The organism is Amycolatopsis sp. NPDC089917 (genome assembly GCF_040684635.1).
In the GTDB taxonomy this organism is placed as follows: domain Bacteria; phylum Actinomycetota; class Actinomycetes; order Mycobacteriales; family Pseudonocardiaceae; genus Amycolatopsis.
Map to the genome: position 1 here is coordinate 73078 of NZ_JBFBGL010000027.1, position 17904 is coordinate 90981.

At 69.3% G+C, this 17904-nt stretch carries 16 protein-coding genes and 1 pseudogene; 5 read left to right on the top strand and 12 right to left on the bottom strand.

What is annotated here, in order from left to right:
- From AB0N89_RS20790 to AB0N89_RS20810, 5 genes are read right to left on the bottom strand one after another with little or no spacing between them, the layout of a single operon-like run.
- Positions 1-1191, bottom strand: a complete 1191-nt coding sequence (locus AB0N89_RS20790; protein WP_364206755.1) for a cytochrome P450 — start codon at positions 1189-1191, stop codon at positions 1-3.
- Entirely contained in the window at positions 1188-2357 is a 1170-nt protein-coding gene (locus AB0N89_RS20795; protein WP_364206757.1) for an FAD-dependent oxidoreductase, read from the bottom strand. Before AB0N89_RS20795 ends, AB0N89_RS20790 begins: the two co-directional genes overlap by 4 nt.
- The gene (locus AB0N89_RS20800) at positions 2354-2548 is read right to left on the bottom strand and encodes a ferredoxin (RefSeq protein ID WP_364206758.1); all 195 of its coding nucleotides are present in this window, start codon (positions 2546-2548) and stop codon (positions 2354-2356) included. Before AB0N89_RS20800 ends, AB0N89_RS20795 begins: the two co-directional genes overlap by 4 nt.
- Entirely contained in the window at positions 2545-3219 is a 675-nt protein-coding gene (locus AB0N89_RS20805) for a TetR family transcriptional regulator (protein WP_364206760.1), read from the bottom strand. Before AB0N89_RS20805 ends, AB0N89_RS20800 begins: the two co-directional genes overlap by 4 nt.
- Before the next feature lie 5 nt (positions 3220-3224).
- Positions 3225-4445 (bottom strand): cytochrome P450, encoded by a 1221-nt coding sequence (locus tag AB0N89_RS20810; RefSeq protein ID WP_364206762.1) that lies wholly within the window; start codon positions 4443-4445, stop codon positions 3225-3227.
- Positions 4446-4564: 119 nt separating this feature from the next.
- Here AB0N89_RS20810 and AB0N89_RS20815 point away from each other — a divergent pair.
- A pseudogene (locus AB0N89_RS20815) lies at positions 4565-5962 on the top strand (MFS transporter); the annotation flags it as partial.
- On the opposite strand, the gene AB0N89_RS20820 reads toward AB0N89_RS20815, so the two are convergent.
- Positions 5928-7979 (bottom strand): MMPL family transporter, encoded by a 2052-nt coding sequence (locus AB0N89_RS20820; RefSeq protein ID WP_364206764.1) that lies wholly within the window; start codon positions 7977-7979, stop codon positions 5928-5930. The pseudogene AB0N89_RS20815 and the gene AB0N89_RS20820 sit on opposite strands and share 35 nt — an antisense overlap.
- A 106-nt stretch (positions 7980-8085) precedes the next feature.
- Here AB0N89_RS20820 and AB0N89_RS20825 point away from each other — a divergent pair, with 106 nt between their 5' ends.
- Together AB0N89_RS20825 and AB0N89_RS20830 are read left to right on the top strand one after the other, a co-directional pair.
- The gene (locus tag AB0N89_RS20825; RefSeq protein WP_364206766.1) at positions 8086-8568 is read left to right on the top strand and encodes a MarR family transcriptional regulator; all 483 of its coding nucleotides are present in this window, start codon (positions 8086-8088) and stop codon (positions 8566-8568) included.
- 49 nt (positions 8569-8617) lie between these two features.
- Positions 8618-10075 carry an SDR family oxidoreductase gene (locus AB0N89_RS20830; RefSeq protein ID WP_364206768.1) on the top strand — a complete coding sequence of 486 codons (1458 nt, stop codon included), beginning with the start codon at positions 8618-8620 and terminating at the stop codon, positions 10073-10075.
- A 5-nt stretch (positions 10076-10080) separates the two neighbouring features.
- Here the strand turns inward: AB0N89_RS20830 and AB0N89_RS20835 are convergent, their stop codons facing one another.
- Together AB0N89_RS20835 and AB0N89_RS20840 are read right to left on the bottom strand one after the other, a co-directional pair.
- Positions 10081-10680, bottom strand: coding sequence for a hypothetical protein (locus tag AB0N89_RS20835; RefSeq protein WP_364206770.1), 600 nt, complete (start codon positions 10678-10680; stop codon positions 10081-10083).
- A gap of 297 nt (positions 10681-10977) precedes the next feature.
- Positions 10978-12420 (bottom strand): DHA2 family efflux MFS transporter permease subunit, encoded by a 1443-nt coding sequence (locus AB0N89_RS20840; protein ID WP_364206772.1) that lies wholly within the window; start codon positions 12418-12420, stop codon positions 10978-10980.
- 300 nt (positions 12421-12720) lie between these two features.
- Between AB0N89_RS20840 and AB0N89_RS20845 the strand changes: the two genes are divergently transcribed.
- Positions 12721-13494 (top strand): maleylpyruvate isomerase N-terminal domain-containing protein, encoded by a 774-nt coding sequence (locus tag AB0N89_RS20845; protein ID WP_364206821.1) that lies wholly within the window; start codon positions 12721-12723, stop codon positions 13492-13494.
- A 66-nt stretch (positions 13495-13560) separates the two neighbouring features.
- On the opposite strand, the gene AB0N89_RS20850 is transcribed toward AB0N89_RS20845, so the two are convergent.
- The 3 genes from AB0N89_RS20850 to AB0N89_RS20860 all read right to left on the bottom strand — a co-directional run bounded on the left by AB0N89_RS20850 (position 13561) and on the right by AB0N89_RS20860 (position 16829).
- Positions 13561-15354: a proprotein convertase P-domain-containing protein gene (locus tag AB0N89_RS20850; protein WP_364206774.1), complete on the bottom strand. Its 1794-nt coding sequence runs from the start codon at positions 15352-15354 to the stop codon at positions 13561-13563.
- Between the two features lie 113 nt (positions 15355-15467).
- Positions 15468-16376: a helix-turn-helix transcriptional regulator gene (locus AB0N89_RS20855; RefSeq protein WP_364206776.1), complete on the bottom strand. Its 909-nt coding sequence runs from the start codon at positions 16374-16376 to the stop codon at positions 15468-15470.
- A gap of 60 nt (positions 16377-16436) precedes the next feature.
- Entirely contained in the window at positions 16437-16829 is a 393-nt protein-coding gene (locus AB0N89_RS20860) for a helix-turn-helix domain-containing protein (protein ID WP_364206777.1), read from the bottom strand.
- A gap of 98 nt (positions 16830-16927) precedes the next feature.
- Here AB0N89_RS20860 and AB0N89_RS20865 point away from each other — a divergent pair, with 98 nt between their 5' ends.
- Positions 16928-17335: a RidA family protein gene (locus tag AB0N89_RS20865; RefSeq protein WP_364206779.1), complete on the top strand. Its 408-nt coding sequence runs from the start codon at positions 16928-16930 to the stop codon at positions 17333-17335.
- Between the two features lie 3 nt (positions 17336-17338).
- Here the strand turns inward: AB0N89_RS20865 and AB0N89_RS20870 are convergent, their stop codons facing one another.
- Positions 17339-17818: a cupin domain-containing protein gene (locus tag AB0N89_RS20870; protein ID WP_364206781.1), complete on the bottom strand. Its 480-nt coding sequence runs from the start codon at positions 17816-17818 to the stop codon at positions 17339-17341.
- Between the last annotated feature and the right edge of the window lie 86 nt (positions 17819-17904).

Sequence of the window (17904 nt, forward strand, 5' to 3'; positions counted from 1 at the left end):
TCACCAGGCTACGGGCAATCCGTACACCCCGTACACGGATCCGTCGTGCTTGAACTTCACTTCCGACAGGTCCGTGGCGAGCCGCAGCGTCGGGATCCGCCGGTACAGCGTGCTGTAGACGACCTGGAGTTCCATCCGCGCGAGCGGCTGGCCGAGGCATTGGTGCACGCCGAACCCGAAGGCCACGTGACGACGGGAGTCACGGCGGAGGTCGAGGCGGTCGGGGTCCGGGAAGACTTCGGGATCGCGGTTGCCGATGTCGTTGGCGAGGATGATGCCTTCGCCCGCCTTGATGACCTGCCCGGCGATTTCGATGTCTTCGAGCGCGACCCGCCGACGTCCGTTGTGCGTGATGTGCAGGTAACGCAACAGTTCTTCGACGGCTGAGGCGACGAGTTTCGGGTCGTCCGTGTCGCGGAGCAGGGCGAGCTGGTCCGGATGTTCGAGCAGCGCCAGCGTGCCCAGCGCGATCATGTTGGCGGTCGTCTCGTGTCCGGCGATCAGCATGAGGACGCCCATCTGGGCCGCCTCCTGCCGGGTCAGTTCGCCGGCGCGGATCCGCTCGGTGAGACCGGACAGCAGATCTTCGCCGGGCTTGTCGAGTTTCTCGCCGATCAGGGTGTCGAGGTACCCGCCCAGCGCGGCACCCGCGGTGGCCTTCGCCTCCGGAGTGGCCTCGCGGTTGATCAGGACATTGCTGTTGTCCTGGAAGAAATCGTGGTCGGCGTAGGGGACACCGAGCAACTGGCAGATCACCAGCGACGGCACCGGAAGCGCGAACGCCGTGACGAGGTCGGCGGGGTTCGGACCGGCCAGCATCTCGTCGATCAGGTCGTCCACGATCTTCTGGACGCCGGGTCGCATGGCCTCCACCCGTTTGATGGTGAACGGCGCGGTCACCATCCGGCGCAGCCGGGCGTGTTCGGGGTCGTCCATCAGGATGAAGCTGATGGACCCGTTGCGCAGCGGTGTCGGACTCGGGTACCCGGGCCGGGTGATGTCGGCGCTGACCCGGGGATCCGACAGCAGTTTCCGCTGGTCGGAGTACCGGGTCGCGAGCCAAGGCGTGCTGTCGTCCCACAGCCGGACCCGTGCGAGGGGCGTCTCCTCCTGCAGCGACCGGATGACGGGAGGCGGGTCGAACGGGCAGCCCGCGGCCCTGGCGGCGGGGAAGGACGGGGTGGTGGTCACGGTTTTCCTCCAACGAGAGCGCCGGTGAGGTCCGGACGGCGCAGACGGGCTTGTTTGGGCATGTTCCAGCCGAGGACGCCGGTCACCACGCCGTTCCGCCGGTATTGCGCGACGAAGCGGCGTTCGGCCAGTGAACCTTCCACAATGGACACTTCGGCGTCCGCGAAGAGGATTCCGTGCACGTGGATCTTGGTGTCGAACTGATCGGTCCAGAAGTAGGGGACCGGGGTGTAGGGCCGGTCGTCGCCCAGGACGACCCCGGCGACGTGCCCCGCCTGCTCAAGGGCGTTGGTCCGGTTTTCCAGGCGCAGGGCCACATCGAGCGTTTGGTGATGCCAGCGCGCCACGTCGCCCACGGCGTGGACGCCCTCCGCGGCGCGGCACCGGGAATCGCAGACGACGCCGTTCGCCAGCGCCAGTCCGCTGCCTTCGAGCCATTCCGTGTTCGGTGTCGCGCCGAACGCCACCACGACGACGTCCGCGGGGAGTACCTCGCCGGTCTCCAGGCGCACGCCGGTGACGCGCCCGTCCTGGGACTCCAGTCCGGTGACCGCCGCGCCGAGCCGCAGGTTCACGCCGCGTGCGGTGTGCAGGTCCGCCAGCAGATCCGAGACCACCGGGCCGAACTGGGCCGCCAGCGGCGCCGGTTGCGGTCCCGCGAGAGTGACCGGCACGCCCATCCCGGCGGCGGTGGCGGCGATCTCGGTGCCGAGGACGCCGTCGCCGACGACCACTGTCCGGGGGCGGGACAGGAGATCGGTCCGCAGGGCCAGCGCGTCGTCGAGGGTGCGGAGGACGTGAACGCCGTCGAGACCGTCCTGCCCTGGAAGGGTGCGTGGTCGCAGGCCGGTGGCGAGCACGATCCCGTCCGCGGTCAGGGTCCGCTCCGAGGCGGTGCGGACGGTCCTTTCCCGGACGTCCAGGGAAACGGCCGCGTCGCCGAGCAGGAACTCAGCGTCCAAAGTGGACAACCGCTCGGCCGGTCGCAGCTGTGTCCGGGCGGGTTCCCAGTGTCCGGAAAGGACCTGTTTGGACAGTGGCGGTCTGTCGTAGGGGAGATGCGGCTCGGCGCCCAGCATCGTGATCCGCTCCGAGTAACCCTTGCGGCGCAAGGCTTCCACCGTTCCGAGGCCGGCGGCGGAGGCGCCGACTACGAGCAGGGTCACTCGTTCACCGTGATGGCGGCGCCGGGGCAGACATCGGCGGCCTCGCGGACGATGTCGTGCAGTCCGGCGCCGGGCGCCTCGTCGAGCAGGAGGACGATGCCGTCCTCCTCCCGCTGGTCGAAGACGTCGGGGGCGAGCAGCACGCAGGTTCCGGCGCCGCAGCACTTGTCCTGGTCGACGGTGATCTTCATGGTCCTCTTCCTTCGTCAGGGCAGGGGGTGACCGGTGCCAGCCACATCCCGGCGAGTGCGTCGATGAGCCCGGTCGCGGCGTCTTGCCAGGTGGACCGGGGAGTAGGGGTGCCTTCGGCGAGGGCGCGTTCGCGTTCGGCGACGATGTGAACCAGCAGTTGCCGGGCCATGTCGCCGCGTTCGGCGCGGACGTCGGCGGGCAGGTCGGGCAGGCAGCGGTGCAGTCCTTCGACGATCCGGACCAGTGACGGCGAGGTCAGCGATTCCTCGACCATGATCGGGCGGAACGCGGGGTCGGTCATCACCTGCGCGCCGAAGCGCGCGAACCAGGTGGGACTGCCGAGCGTGGCCAGGTGTTCGGCGACCGGGGTCACCAGGCAGCCGATCCACTCGCGCAGGTCCGTGCTGTCGCCGATGTCGGCCAGCATCCGGCGCCGGATCTCCTCGATCGGTCCCGAATGCCGCCGCGCGATCGCGCGGACCAGATCGGCCTTGGTGCCGAAGTGGTAGCCGACGGCGGTGTTGTTGCCCTGTCCCGCCGCCTCGCTGACCTGGCGGTTGGACACCGCGAAGACGCCGTGTTCGGCGAACAGCCGTTCCGCCGCGGTCAGGATCAGTTCCCGCGTCGCGTGCGCCCGTTCGGCGCGGGTGCCGGTGATCTCACTCGTCATGGGCATCACCATCGCACGGGCAGTTCCCGCAGTCCGCCGACGGCGAGCCCTTCGACCTTGCGCAGGTCCGCCGCCGCGACGGCGAGTTCCAGCGTGGGCAGTTTCTCCAGCAGGACCCCGAGGACGACCTGGAGTTCGGTGCGGGCGAGCGGTTGCCCGAGGCACGCGTGCGCGCCGGCGCCGAACGCCAGATGCGGGTTCGGGCTGCGGTCGAGCGTCATGTCGGCCGCGCCTTCGAACGCGTCTTCGTCGCGGTTGGCCGAAGCCATGCTGCACATCGCGGTGGTGCCCGACGGCAACGTCGTCCCGCCGACCTCGAAATCCTCGGTGAGGTAACGCGACATGCCGATCCCCGCGTTGGCGTCCAGGCGAAGGGATTCCTCGACCGCGGTGCGGATGAGCGACCGGTCCGCGAGCAGCGCCTCCCAGCGGCTCCGGTCCGCCAGCAGCATCGCCACCATCTTCGCGATCATGTTCGCGGTGGTCTCGTGCCCGGCGATCAGCAGGCCGATCCCGGTGGCGACGAGCAGCGCGTCGGACCAGCGCTCGCCGTCGGAGTCGGTGTCGGTGATGAGCGCGCTCAGGATGTCCTCACCCGGGTCGGCCCGCTTGGCCGCGATGTGCCCGCCCATGTACCGGCCGAATTCCACCTGCGCGATGTCGAATTCCGCCTGGGTGTAGCGGGTCATGCTGAGCATCACGTCGGACCAGTGGGCGAACCGCTCGCGGTCGGTGTCCGGGACACCGAGCATGTCGCAGATGACCCACACCGGCAGCGGAAACGCCAGGCCCGCCTTGAGATCCGCGGGTTCGCCCTTCGCGGCCATCCCGTCGATCAGCTGGACGGCCATCGCCTCCATCCGCGGCCGCAGCGCGTTCATCCGCTTGGCGGTGAACCACTTCCCGAGCATCCGGCGCCATTTCAGGTGCGCCTCGCCGTGCTGGGGGATCACGCCCGCCATCTCGCTGTTGAAGACCCCGCCGGACTCGGTGTCCGCGACCCTCGCCGCGTTGTCCTCGGGGGTCGGCCTGGTGAACCGCGGATCGGACAGGACGCGTTTGACGTCCGCGTAGCGCGTGATCAGCGACGCTTCGTCGCCGCTCGCGAGGGTGACCTTGGCGACCGGGCACTTCGAGCGGAACTCGGCCCATTCGGCGGGCGGTTCGAGGGCGGCCTCGGTCGGGAACGGGAAGCTCGGCAGCCGATCAAGGTCGCTCTGCGTCATCAAGGGCTCCTTCAGCGTGGTGGTCGCGTGATGCACACAGTGCCCGGACTGTTGGCATAAGTCAATCAACTGACTTAAGTTGGACCCGTTAGCTCCCGATCCCTTCCCGGAGGCCTTGTATGACTCAGCCTGTGCCACGTCCTCAGCCGGTCGTGGTGGTGTTAGCGCTGGGCGGGATCGTGGTCTCGCTGATGCAGACCCTGGTCATCCCGTTGATCCCGAAGCTGCCGGAGCTCCTGGACGCGTCACCCGCCGACGCGACCTGGGTCATCACGGCGACGTTGCTCGCGAGCGCCGTCGCGACGCCCGTCGTCGGCAGGCTCGGCGACATGTACGGGAAACGCCGGATGCTGCTGCTCAGCCTCGGCATGCTGATCGCGGGGTCTGTCGTGGCCGGGCTCAGCGACACACTGGTGCCGATGGTCGCCGGCCGGGTGCTGCAGGGCTTCGCGGCCGGCGTGATCCCGCTCGGGATCAGCATCATGCGCGACGAGCTCCCGGCCGAAAGGCTCGCTTCGGCGACCGCGACGATGAGTGCGTCACTCGGTGTCGGCGGCGCCCTCGGCCTGCCCGCGGCCGCGTTGCTCGCCGAGAACGCCGACTGGCATCTGCTGTTCTGGATCGCGGCCGGGCTCGGCGTCGTCGTGACGGTGCTCGTGCTGGCGTTCGTTCCCGAATCGAATGTGCGCACCGGCGGGCGGTTCGATCTCGTCGGCGCGCTCGGGCTCTCCACCGCGTTGGTCTGCCTGCTGCTGGCGATCCCGAAGGGCGCGCAGTGGGGCTGGGCGAGCGGGCGGACCCTGGGTCTGTTCGGGACGGCCGCGCTCGTCCTGCTGCTGTGGGGCCGCTGGGAGCTCCGGACGGCCCGGCCGCTGGTGGACCTGCGGACCACGTTCCGGCGTCAGGTCCTGCTGACCAACCTGACGTCGATCGTGTTCGCCTTCGCGATGTTCGCGCAGTCGCTGGTGCTGCCGCAGATCCTCCAGCTCCCCGCCGCGACCGGCTACGGACTGGGGCAGACCATGCTCGTGACCGGTCTCGTGCTGGTGCCGTCCGGGGTCGTGATGATGCTGACCGCCCCGTTGTCGGCGCGGATCACGAAAGCACGCGGACCCAAGGTGACGCTGATGTCCGGCGCGCTCGTGGTCGCCGCCGGCTACGGCCTCGGCGTCGTCCTGATGGCGAGCGTGTGGCATCTGGTGCTGGTGTCCGCCCTGATCGGCGCGGGCATCGGGCTCGCGTACGGTGCGATGCCCGCGCTGATCATGGGCGCCGTCCCGGTGTCGGAGACGGCTGCCGCCAACAGTCTCAACACCCTGATGCGCGCGATCGGCACTTCGATCTCGAGCGCCGTCGCGGGCGTGATCCTCGCGCAGCTGACCGTCTCCTTCGGACCGGTTCAGGTTCCGTCCCAGGGCGGTTTCCGGTTGATCATGGGACTGGGGTCGGCGACCGCCCTGATCGCGCTGGCGATCGCCGCGTTCATCCCCGGCCGGTCTTCGCCAGCTTCGACGGCCACCAGATCTTCCGCCCGACGTCCACCGTCAGAGCCGGTACCAGCAGCGAGCGCACCAGAAGCGTATCGAGCAGAACGCCGAACGCGACGATGAACGCCAGCTGAGCCAGGAAGAGGATGGGCAGGACGGCCAAGGCGGCGAAGGTCGCGGCGAGGACGACGCCCGCGGACGTGATCACGCCGCCGGTGACCCGCAGACCGCGCAAAGTCCCGTCCCTCGTGCCGATCCTGCCCGCCTCTTCGCGGACCCGGGTCATCAGGAAGATGTTGTAGTCGATCCCCAGCGCGACAAGGAAGACGAAGCCGAACAGCGGGACGACGGGATCGGCGCCGGGGAAGTCGAAGACGTGGTTGAACACCAGCGCCGAGACGCCCATCGTCGCGGCGAACGACAGCACCACCGTGCCGATCAGCAGCAGCGGCGCGAGCAGCGAACGCAGCAGCAGGGCGAGCACCAGGAAGATCACCACCAGGACGATCGGGATGATCACCATGCGGTCGTGTTCGGAGGTCTCCCTGGTGTCGAGCAGTGTCGCCGTAGGTCCGCCGACCTTCGTCCCGTCGACGGCGTGCACGGCTTCGCGGATCCGCTGGACCGTCGCGACGGCCGCATCGGAGTCCGGGGGATCGGCCAGCACCGCGTCGATCTTCGCGAGCCCGCCCGCTTCCGCCGGTTTCCCGTCCGGGCCGGTGCTCTGACGAACGTCCGAGACGCCGGGGACGCGCGCCAGCGCGGTGACCGCCTGTGCCTGCCCGGCGGGGGTGATGATCACCGTGGGCGAACCGGAACCGCCGGGGAAGTAGCGCGAAAGGACTTCCTGCCCCGCCACGGAATCGACCGGCGTGAGGAAGACGTCGGACTGCGCGGTCCCGGAAGCCTTGAGCTGCGGGAGGAACGCGCCGCCCGCGAGCAGGACGACGGTCGTGACGATCCAGACCATGCGCGGCGCACGGGAGATCCAGCCCGAGACACGTCCCCAAAGCCCGCCGATCTCTTCCTTCGGCGGCGCCACCGCCGGGCGGAACGGCCAGAAGGCGTTGCGCCCGCACAAGGCCAGAACCGCGGGCAGGAACGTGATGGTCGTGAGGAACGCGGCGCCGATGCCGATGGCCGCGACCGGGCCGAGGCCCTTGTTGGAGTTCAGATCGCTGAACAGCAGGCAGAGGACACCGAGGATCACGGTCCCGGCCGAGGCCGCGATCGGCTCGATGGTCGAGCGCCAGGCTGTGCGGAGCGCGGAGCGGGCGTCGTCGGTCGTCCTGAGTTCCTCGCGATAGCGGGAGATCATCAGCAGCGCGTAGTCGGTGGCCGCGCCGAAGACGAGGATGAACAGGATCCCCTGGCTCTGCCCGTTCAACGCCAGCACGTCGTGGTCCGCGAGCAGGTACACCGCGAGACTCGCCATTCCCAGCGCGAACACCGCCGACAGGAGGACGAGCAGGGGGAGCAGCGGGCTCCGGTAGACGATGATCAGGATGAGGGCGACCACCGCGCCCGCGACCAGGAGCAGGAGCCCGTCGATCCCGCCGAACGCCTCCTTGAGGTCGGCGACCTGGGCGGCGGGGCCGGTCACGAGCACCTTCAACCCGTCGGGGGTGTCGCGGGCGAGCGCGTCCCGCAGTGCCTCGACACCGTCGCCGGGATCGCTCGTGGCGTCCAGGAGCACGACGACCTGCGCGCCCGCGTCGCTCTGCGGCGCGGGGATCAGCCGCGGGCTCGCGGTCCGGTCGGTCAGGAACCGCTTGTCGGCCTCGGTCAGGCCCGACGGCCGTTCGGCGACGACGATCGCCGGGATGACCGACGAGCTGGAGAACTGCTTCTGCAGCTCACCGACCTCGGTCGCTTCGGCGGAGGCGGGCAGGAAGCTGCTGCTGTCGTTCTCCGTGACCTGGCTCAGCTTGCCGGCGTACGGGCCGCTGAACCCGCCGAAGATCAGCCAGGCGACGGCGACGAGGGCGGGGAGCAGCCACCGCAGGCGTGACCGCGTGCGGGTGGGGGGTTCGACTTCCGAGATCATGGACGGATGGCTCCCGTGGCAGTGCTACTTCGACGAGTGAATATTTCGACCATCGAAATAGTAGAGTGGTCACCCGGACGGGGCAACAGGAGGGGAGGTTTCGGACATGTCGGAGGGTGCTGACGAGGTCGAACAGGTCACGGACGACGTGCTCGTCCTCCTGCTGCGGCAGCTGACCGTCGAGTCGGATCGGTTCGCGGAGATGTTCGGTGAGGCGCACGGTCTGCACCGGACCGATCTCAACGCGCTCGCGGTGATCATGGACGCGGCCAGGATGGGGGCCCCGATGAGCCCGAGCATGCTCGCGAGCGCCCTGCACCTGAGCGCGTCGGCGACGACGTCGGTGCTGGACCGGCTGGAACGGGCGGGACACCTGTACCGGGACCGGAGCGCGACCGACCGGCGCAAGGTCGAGTTGCGGATGCACGACCAGGCCCGGCAGATCGGCGCCGAGTTCTTCCTGCCCCTCGGCGAGCGCTACGCCGCCGCGTGGCGGGACATGGGGGAGGAAGAGCGGCGGACGGTCGCGCGGTTCCTCCGCGGCAGCATCGCCGCGACCGTGGAGGTCCGGGGGCGGCTTGCACCCTGAACGGGCCACTCGGGCTGCGCGGTGCGGCTTCGCCGGGAACACTCGGGGCATGCGATGTGTGGTGCTCGGGGCGACGGGTTATGTCGGCGGACGGCTGGTGCCGCAACTGCTCGACGCGGGCCACGAGGTCCGCGTCGTGGCCCGCTCCCCGGAGAAGGTCGCCGAGGAACCGTGGCGTGACCTCGTCGAGGTCGAACGCGGCGACGTCACCGATCCGGCGTCGATCGAGACGGCGCTGACGGACTGCGACGTCGTCTACTACCTCGTGCATTCCTTGTCGCGCAAGGATTTCGTCGAGGTCGACCGGGACGCGGCACGGACCGTCGCCGAGACCGCGAAGACGGCGGGCGCGCGGCGGCTGGTGTACCTGGGCGGCATCGTCCCGGACGACGAGGAGCTGTCGCCGCATCTGGCGTCCCGCGCCGAAGTGGGCCAGGTCCTGCTGGACTCGGGCGTGCCCGCCGTCGTCCTGCAGGCCGCGGTGATCATCGGCTCGGGCTCGGCGAGCTTCGAGATGCTGCGCTACCTGACCGAACGGCTCCCGGCGATGATCACGCCGCGCTGGGTGCGCAACCGCATCCAGCCGATCGCCATCCGCGACGTGCTGCACTACCTCGTGCACGCCGCCGAACTGCCGTCCGAAGTGAACGGTGCCTTCGACATCGGCGGCCCGGACGTCCTGACCTATGTGGACATGATGCGCCGCTACGCCGTGGTCGCCGGACTGCCGAGGCGGGCCGTCGTACCCGTGCCGGTGCTGACCCCGTGGCTGTCGGCCCAATGGGTCAACCTGGTCACGCCCGTGCCGAAGTCGATCGCCGTACCGCTGATCGAATCGCTCGTGCACGAGGTCGTCTGCCACGACCACGCGATCGCCGAGCACATCCCGGACCCGGAGGAGGGCCTGACGCACTACGAACACGCCGTCGAACTCGCGCTGACCCGGATCCGCAACGCCGATGTGCCGACCCGCTGGTCGGACGCGTCGACGGCGTCCGCGCCCTCGGATCCGCTGCCGAGCGATCCGGACTGGGCGGGCGGGACCGTCTACGAGGACAAACGCGAGCAGCGGACCGACGCCACCCCGGAAGCGCTGTGGGACGTCATCGAGTCCATCGGCGGGGAACACGGCTGGTACTCGTTCCCGCTGGCGTGGTCGGTCCGCGGCTGGGCCGACCGGCTCGTCGGTGGCGTCGGGTTGCGGCGCGGACGGCGCGACCCCCGGCGGCTGCACCTCGGCGAGGCGCTCGACTGGTGGCGCGTCGAATACCTCGACCGGCCGCGGCTGCTGCGGTTGCGGGCGGAGATGAAGCTGCCGGGACGTGCTTGGCTCGAACTCAGCGTCGAGTCCGATGAGGACGGTGCGACCGTCTACCGGCAGCGGGCGGTGTTCGAGCCGCACGGCCTCGCCGGGCACGCGTACTGGAAAGGGATCGCGCCGTTCCACGGGATCGTCTTCGGCGGCATGGTCCGGAACATCACCGGGGCGGCGCAGGGAGAAGCCTGAACCGGTCAGGGTTTGAGTGCCTTCATGGTCTCGTCGACGCTCTTCCTGACCTTGGCCTTCATGTCCTCTTCCGTCGAGGGCCAGCCGGCGGCTTCGCGCGCGTAGCCGCTCCCGGAGACGGTGAGCACCAGCGAGCCGTGCCTGACGTTGTACTTGTAAAGCCAGAGTTCGTCCACGGTCCAGGGCTTCTTGTCGTCGTGCTGCCGGTAGAGGTACGCGGCGGAGCCGAGGCCCTCGACGTCGGACAGGGTGATGTCGGTGCCGGGACCCGAGCGCTCACCGTCGCCCTTCCGGAAGTCGTCGTACATGGCCTTCGCGGCGGGCTCACCGGACGGGTGGATCGCGATGAACGTCGACAGCGTGGCGTAGCCGCCGGAACCGTCGAATTCCATCTTGCAGCTCCCGCCGCTGAGCCCCGGGACGAGGTTGCTCGGCGTTTTCGACGCCGTGGCGCGGGTGAGCGCTTCGAAATCCGCCGGGTTCACCGCTCCGCACGCGTCGCTGCCGAGCCGGTACGCGGGTGGCGGTTCGGGTTCGGCGGAGCATCCGGCGACGAGGACGGCGGCGAGCGTCACGGCGAGTGCGCCACGGCTGCTGGCAGGCATGACGGGATGGTGACAACGGGATCACCCGCCCATGAGGGCATTTGTGCCCGGCGCGGTGATCGTTCGTACGCGCTGTACCTCGCCCAGACCGGCGCGGCCGGAGTCACGGGCTGGCTGCTTCCCAGCGGGTTCGCCAAGGCCGCGGCCACCGCCGGGGTCGCCCTGCTGTTCGCCTGCGGGCTGCGCCGATGGGTCGAGCTACCCGCCATCGCCTACGGCCGGAAGCTGCTCGAACGCCGAACGCCCGCCGGGCCTCGCGTGGAGGCCGCGGCGGGCGCGGGACGAGCGGATCGGTCGTCAGTGGTGCCCGGCCACCGCGGTTGCGCTCTTCTTGACGAACAGCGAACCGAGGAACGCGGCCACACCGACGCAGCCGGCGACCATGAACGTGGTGCGGATCCCCACCGCGTCGGGGCTGGAGGCCCCGGCGGTGGTCGTGCCCGCCGTGGCGACCGCGATGAAGACGGCGGTGCCGAGCGCGCCGGCGAGCTGCTGCAGGGTGGCGAGGATCGCGCTGCCGTGTGAGTAGAGGTGCTCGGGCAGCGAACCGAGGGACTCGGTCATCAGCGGCGTCATCATCAGGCCGAGCCCGGCCATCAGGAGGACGTGGATGAGGATGACCGCGATCAGCGGCGAATCCGCGCCGAGCAGGGCGAACAGCCACAGCGAGACCGCCATCGCGCCCGCGCCGGGGATGACCAGGGGGCGCGGGCCGAAGCGGTCGTACAGCGCGCCGACCGGGCGGCCGAGCAGCCCGAGGACCAGGCCGCCGGGCAGCACCGCGAGCCCGCTGACGAACGTGCTGGTGTGCAGGACGGTCTGCAGATACAGCGGGAGCAGGATCGCCGCGGCGCCGAGCAGGCACATGAACAGCAGTGCCGTCAGCACCAGGGCGACGACGAAACTGCGATGGGTGAACGGGCGCAGGTCGAGCAGTGCGCGGTCTTCCTTCTGCAGGCGAAGCTGGCGCCAGGTGAACACCGCGAGGGCCACGACCCCGACGACGATCGGCGCCCACGGCGGCACCGGCTGGTGCCCGCCCGCCGACTCGCCGGACGTCGAGAGGCCGTACAGCACGCCGCCGAAACCGAGAGCGGACAGGATCACCGACAGCACGTCCAGCGGCACCTTGCGGGTGTCGCTGTCCAGCCGCAGCTGCAGCATCCCGACCGCCAGGGCGGCGAGCGAGAGCGGCAGCACGATCCAGAACATCCAGCGCCAGCCGAGCGAGGAGAGCACCGCGCCGCCGATGGTCGGGCCGATGGCGGGGGCGACCGCGATGACGATGGTGATCGTGCCCATCGTGGCGCCGCGTTTCTCCACCGGGACCAGCCGCATCACCGTGGTCATCAGCAGCGGCAGCATCACCGCGGTGCCGCAGGCCTGGATGACCCGGCCGGTGAGCAGGAGCGCGAAACCCGGCGCGAGCGCGCTGACCAGGGTGCCGGTGCTGAACAGGGTCAGCGAGGCGAGGAAGACCTGGCGCGGAGTGAACCGTTCGAGCAGGAACCCGGTGGTCGGGATGACGACCGCCATGGTGAGCAGGAAGCCGCTGGTCAGCCACTGCACGGTGGTGGTCGGGACCTGGAGGTCGACGGTCAGGTCGCGCAGCGCGACGCTCAGGATGGTCTCGTTGAGGATCATCACGAACGCGGAGAGGACCAGGACCCCGATCAGGAGCCCGGCGCGTGCCGGTGCCCGTTCCTGGTCGTGGGCGGTTTCGGGCATGGTCTCGGTCATCTGTGTGGGGCTCCTGGAGGGGCGCGGTTCCGCGTGGGCCGCCTTCGGCGCCGGCAACGGTGACAGCGAAGGCGAGAGTCATTCGTCGTTCAGTCTGCCTGTGCCGGTCGGTGCGTGTCACGTCGATTTCCGTAGTGAGTACGGTCACTACGCTGCCGGGAGGTATCGGAACCGCACTACAGCGGAACGGAATCCGGCTGTCACCGCGATAAAATCCGTGCCGTGACCAGAGCGATCGCGGCTGATCAATGGCAGTCGGTACGGCGCGCCTATCGGGTGACGGGTGCGCGATTCGCGGAAATGGTGTCCGGTGTCCCGGATCCGGAAGCGATGGTCACGGCGGAGTGGACGGTGGCCGACACCGTCGCCCACGTCGCGATGATCGCGAAGATGTACACGGCGCTGGTGCGGCCGGACAGCGCGTCGCTGCTGGACACCCGCGGGCAGGACCAGCTCGAAAAGACCACTGTGGACACGGTTTCCGTACTGAACACCATGGTGTTACGAGATTTTCCGGAACGCGACATCGGCGTGCTGGTGACCGGGCTGCTCGCCGACATCGAAGAGGTGCTGCGGGGGACCGAGGACATCGACCCGGAGACCCCGCTGGACTGGCTCGGTGACTCGAAGGTGCCGCTGGCAGGTGTCCTCGCGCATTTGGTCAACGAGCTCCAGATCCACGGCTGGGACATCGCCGAGGCGCTGGACCTGCCGTGGACGATTCCGCCGGGTGACGCGGCGCTGTTCTTCGATCTCTTCATGATCGGCGTGCTGACCCACGACACCGGGCACCTTCTCGACACCGACGAACCGCCGAGGGAAAGGCGGATCGCCGTGGCCTTCCGCTCGCCGTACACGACCCCGGTCGTGCTGGTGCTGCACCGGGGCCGGGTCACGGTCGAGGAGCCCGGCGGGCCGGTCGACGTGCGGATCTCGTTCGATCCGCCGTCGCTGAACCTGATGATGTTCCACCGGGTCGGCAGGGTGCGCACCGCGCTGAAGCGCAAGATCGTCGTCAGCGGTCCCCGGCCGTGGTTGCTGCCCGCTTTCCTGCGGGTCGTGCGCCTGCCCTAGGGCGAAAGTCCGTGAAGGACTCCTTGAGGGACTCTTGGTCCCTCAAGGAGTCCTTCACGGAACTTCCTAGAGCGTCAGCGACCACGTGTCGAGCACGCCTGTGTCACCGGTTCCGTAGTCGGTGACCCGCAGTTGCCACTTCCCGCCCGCTGGGGAAGACGCGCCGGGCGCCGAGAACGTCCGTGCGCCGTCCCAGGCCGTGCACACGGAACCGCCGCTGTACTTGAGCGGGTACGCCTTGCCCTTCGGGTCCAGCAGCGTCACGCCGAGGTCTTCGGCGCAGGTGTGCCGGATCGTCACCGAGATCCCGAGCGACGCCGCGGCCGGTCCGGTGAGCGTCGAGGTCACCGGGCTGAACACCTGCTGATGGTCGCGGATCGCGAAGTCGGTGTCGTTGCTCAGCGTCCGGACGCCACCGTTGCCGGGCGCCGTCTTGGCGGCCACGACACCGCTCGCGGGCGACACGTTCCCCGCCGCGTCGCGGGCCTTCACGGTGAAGTTGTAGGAGGTGTCCGGGCTGAGTCCGGTCACGGTGGCGCTGGTAACCGACACGGACGTCGCGAGGGCGGAGCCGTTGTAGACGTCGTAACCGGTGACGCTGACGTTGTCCGTCGACGCGTCCCAGGCCAGCGAAACAGTGTTCGCCGTCGTGCCAGTGGTCCGCGCGTTGCCGGGTGCGGTCGGCGCCGACGTGTCGCCGCCGCCACCGGTCACCAGCTTGAGGTTCCACTTGTTCAGCGCTTCGATCACCGGCTGGAAGATCGACATGTCCCCGTCGCTCGGGTTCTCCACGCACTTCGACGGGCCGCCGTCGTGCAGGCCGACCGCCTTGGTGCCGAGCAGCCAGCCGCCGCCCGAGTCGCCGCCGAGCGAACACGCCGTCGTCCAGGTCAGGTCCTCGATGATCAGCCCGCCGCCGTAGTCGACGGACTTGTGCGTGTACTTCACCTCGCCGCACTTCCACTTCGACGTGTTCCCGGAGTGACAGACCCGGTCGCCGACCATGGCCTCGGCCGAACCCGTGACCGTGACGGCGGGTTCGCCCCAGGTGTTGACCGCCGCCGAAAGCTCCCAGCCGGACTGCGTCACCGCGACCACGCCCATGTCGCCTTCGCGGGCGTTGACACTGCGCGTCCCGCCGACGTTGGACGTGCCGATCCGGTTCTGCTGACCCGACGCGCCATAGGCGGCCTGGTCGCGGTCGTTCGTGCAGTGCCCGGCGGTCAGGAAATGCTTGGCGCCCGCCGAATCGGTCGCGCCGAACCCGACCGAACAGTTGCTCTCGCCGCCCGGCCACCACGGGTTGCCGGTCTGGATCGTTCCTGCCTGCTGCTCCGGCGAGGACCCGGTTTCGGTGATCCGCACGCCGAGATTCCTCGCCTGGGAAAGGAAACTCTCGGTCTCGGCGGTCTTGCGGGAGCGGTCGACCGAGACGCCGACCTCGTTGTTCCGGACGTCGACGCCCCAGCCGAACACACCGGGCACGCCGTCTCCCACCAGTGCGCGGACGGCGTCGTCGGTCCGGTCGAGGTCGGCCTTGGTCCGGGACACCAGCCGCGGTTCGGCGCCGGCGGCCCTGGCCGTGTCGGCGTCCGCGGCGTTCGTGACGGCCAAGGTCAGCTTGCCCGCGGCCGCGTCGAACCACTGCCCGGCGGCGCGAGCGCGCAGGCCGTCCGGGAGTGACGCCGCCAGCCGGTGGGCCTCGTCCTGGGCGATCAGCTGGGATTTCGCTTCGGACGTGGTCAGCCCGAACGCGGCGGCCACCCCGTTCACCTCGGCGTCCGGATGGACCGGAGCAGGTGGTGTCGAGGCCTCGGCCGCCGGGCTGAGCCACAACGCGACCAGGGCAAGGACACTCAAAGAGGAATAAGCTCTGTTGTGCCGTCGCATACGCACTCCTCGAATCGAAAAGCAGGTGTGCCGACGGTAATTCCCTCACCTCGCGAAAGCGTAGGCCCGCGAGTCGTTAGCAATTAAGAGTCCCAATCCCATTCGAAGCCGAACCGGCCCGGACCGAAATTCAAGGCTATCCCGTGCACGGAATCGCTGCCGGGCCGGACTTCCGTCCATTCCGCGGGTTGTCCGTCCTGTTCGGAATAGCGTCGGCAGCGGGCCGGGAGCAGACCGGGGGAGAACTGGACCTCGAGGACGTATTCCCGCGCGGGAAGCCGGAATTTGCGTTCGTAGTTGGTCGCGTGCGGGAACGGGGCGCAGTTCACCAGGGCGTGCTCCGTGATGACGGTCTCGCCTTTCGCGAGCGGCCGTTCGAAGAGCAGTTCCATCACGAGGAGACCGTCTTCGGGGCGGTGCACGCTCCGGCCGGGACGGCAGCCCCGTAACGAGGTCACCGCGGGCAGCGGCCTGTCGTGCTCGTCGATGTGGACGATCATCACCCACCGGTCCGGGCCGTCGGCTTCGGCGCGGAGCACCTGCCGCGACCGGAACGCGAGTTCCTCCTGGCCGGGGCCGACGGAGACGACGTCGTGCTGGCTGATCCTGGTCAGCCTCTCGTCCCACCGGGTGTCGACCTCGCTGACGGCCGCGTCGATCCGTGACCGGTCCGGCCAGTACCGGCCGATCTCCGGCAGGCCGTCGGCGCGGGCGGGCCACCGCCCTCGTGCGCGCGGCGGTCCGAGCAGCGCGGTCAGGCTGCCGGGAGGCACTTCCAGCACCTGTTCGAGGTGGCGGAGCCCGAGCACGGAATCCCGGCGCTCCGGACGGCTGCGCCCGGACTGCCAGTAGCTCAGCGTCGCCGCGGTGATCGAGACGCCGCGAGCGCGCAGATGGTCGCGCAGGCGTTCCAGGCTGAGACCGCGTGCCCGGATGGCTTCGCGCAGCGCGCCGGCGAAGGTCCCGTCGTGCGGCAACTGCCCGGAGATCACACGAGGAGCATAGATCCGGACAGTGGCGAACTGAACCGTTCGAGGCTCTGGCCTGGCTCGTTAACCGTTAACAGGCTCGTCGAACCGGCGGCGGGAGTCCTCGATGTGACCGAGGAACCGGTGGGTCCAGTCGCACATGCCGTCGACCGTCGCGCGCAAGCCGTGCCCCGCCTCGGTGAGGGTGTAGTCGACGCGGGGTGGGACGGTCGGGTGCACCGTGCGCTCGATCAGCCCGTTGCGTTCGAGCATCCGCAGGTTCTGGGTGAGCATCTTGTGGCTGATGCCCTCGATGTCGTTCCGCAGCTCGGTGAACCGCCGGGTGTCGTCGCCGACCGTCTCGATGATCAGGAGGGCCCACTTGTTGGCGACGTCGGAGAAGATCTCCCGCGCCAGCGAGTCCGCCCGCATCACGTCCGCGTCGTCCGTCTTGCCGCTGAGCTGCTTGGTCACCATCAGGTTCCCCAGTCACGAAAAAGTGCGTTCTTCCAGGTCGTCGCACACTCTCCTACAGTTTCTGGGTAACCACAAGTGACCACGATCAAGGAGTACGGATGAGCATCACCCTGGTGAATCCCGCGGGACTGCCGGAGATCCCCGCCTACCGGCAGGTGTCGATCGCGACCGGGTCGAAGCTGGTCTTCATCGCGGGGCAGGTCTCCTGGGACGCCGAGGGCGCCCTGGTCGGCGAAGGCGATCTCGCCGCTCAGGTCGAGCAGTGCTATCTGAACATCGGCACCGCGCTCACCGAAGCCGGCGCCACGTTCGACGACGTCGCGAAGCTGACCGTCTACGTCGTCGGCTGGACCCCGGACAAGCTCACGCTGTTCCTCGAAGGTGTGGACCGGGCAGCCGTCAGGCTGGGCGGTACCCCGGTCCCGCCGGGCACGCTGATCGGCGTCGCGGCGCTCGACGTGCCCGAGCACCTGGTCGAGATCGAGGCGACCGCGGTCATCGACTGACCCTCACTGACCGCGCGCGGCACGCCAGATCGGGCTCTCGACGTAGTGGTTGTCGTACTGCTTCGACGACGCGGCGATCTCCGACGGGTCGGCTTCCCCGCGGGCGACCCGGTCGAGCAGCCGGTAGTAGTCGAAACGGGCCATGCCGGGCGTGAAGGTCACCAGGACGTCTGCATCCGAGCCGGCGGCGGGCCCGAAAGCGTGCGGCACCCGGGGAGGTACGGCGAGGAAGTCGCCCTTTTCGAGAGTGTGCAGGGTTTCCTCCACAAGTACCTGGAGCTTTCCTTCGAGTACGAAGAAGAACTCGGTCGCGCGGGTGTGGAAGTGGGCCGGGGTGCCGAAAACGCCGTCCTTCAGGGTCGCGCGGTTCGCGGTGAAGCCCCCGTCGGTGGTGTCCGAGTCGGCCAGCAGCGTGATGTCGCTGCCCGGCGCGTCGCTGACGATCTCGGCGTCGGCTGCCCGGAGGAGGATGGGGTCGAACATGGTGGTGTCTCCTTGGTTTCCGTGTTCAGCGGGCTCGCTGACAGGGCAAGCTTCTCCCGGCGGCAGGCCTTGATCAATGTGGAAAG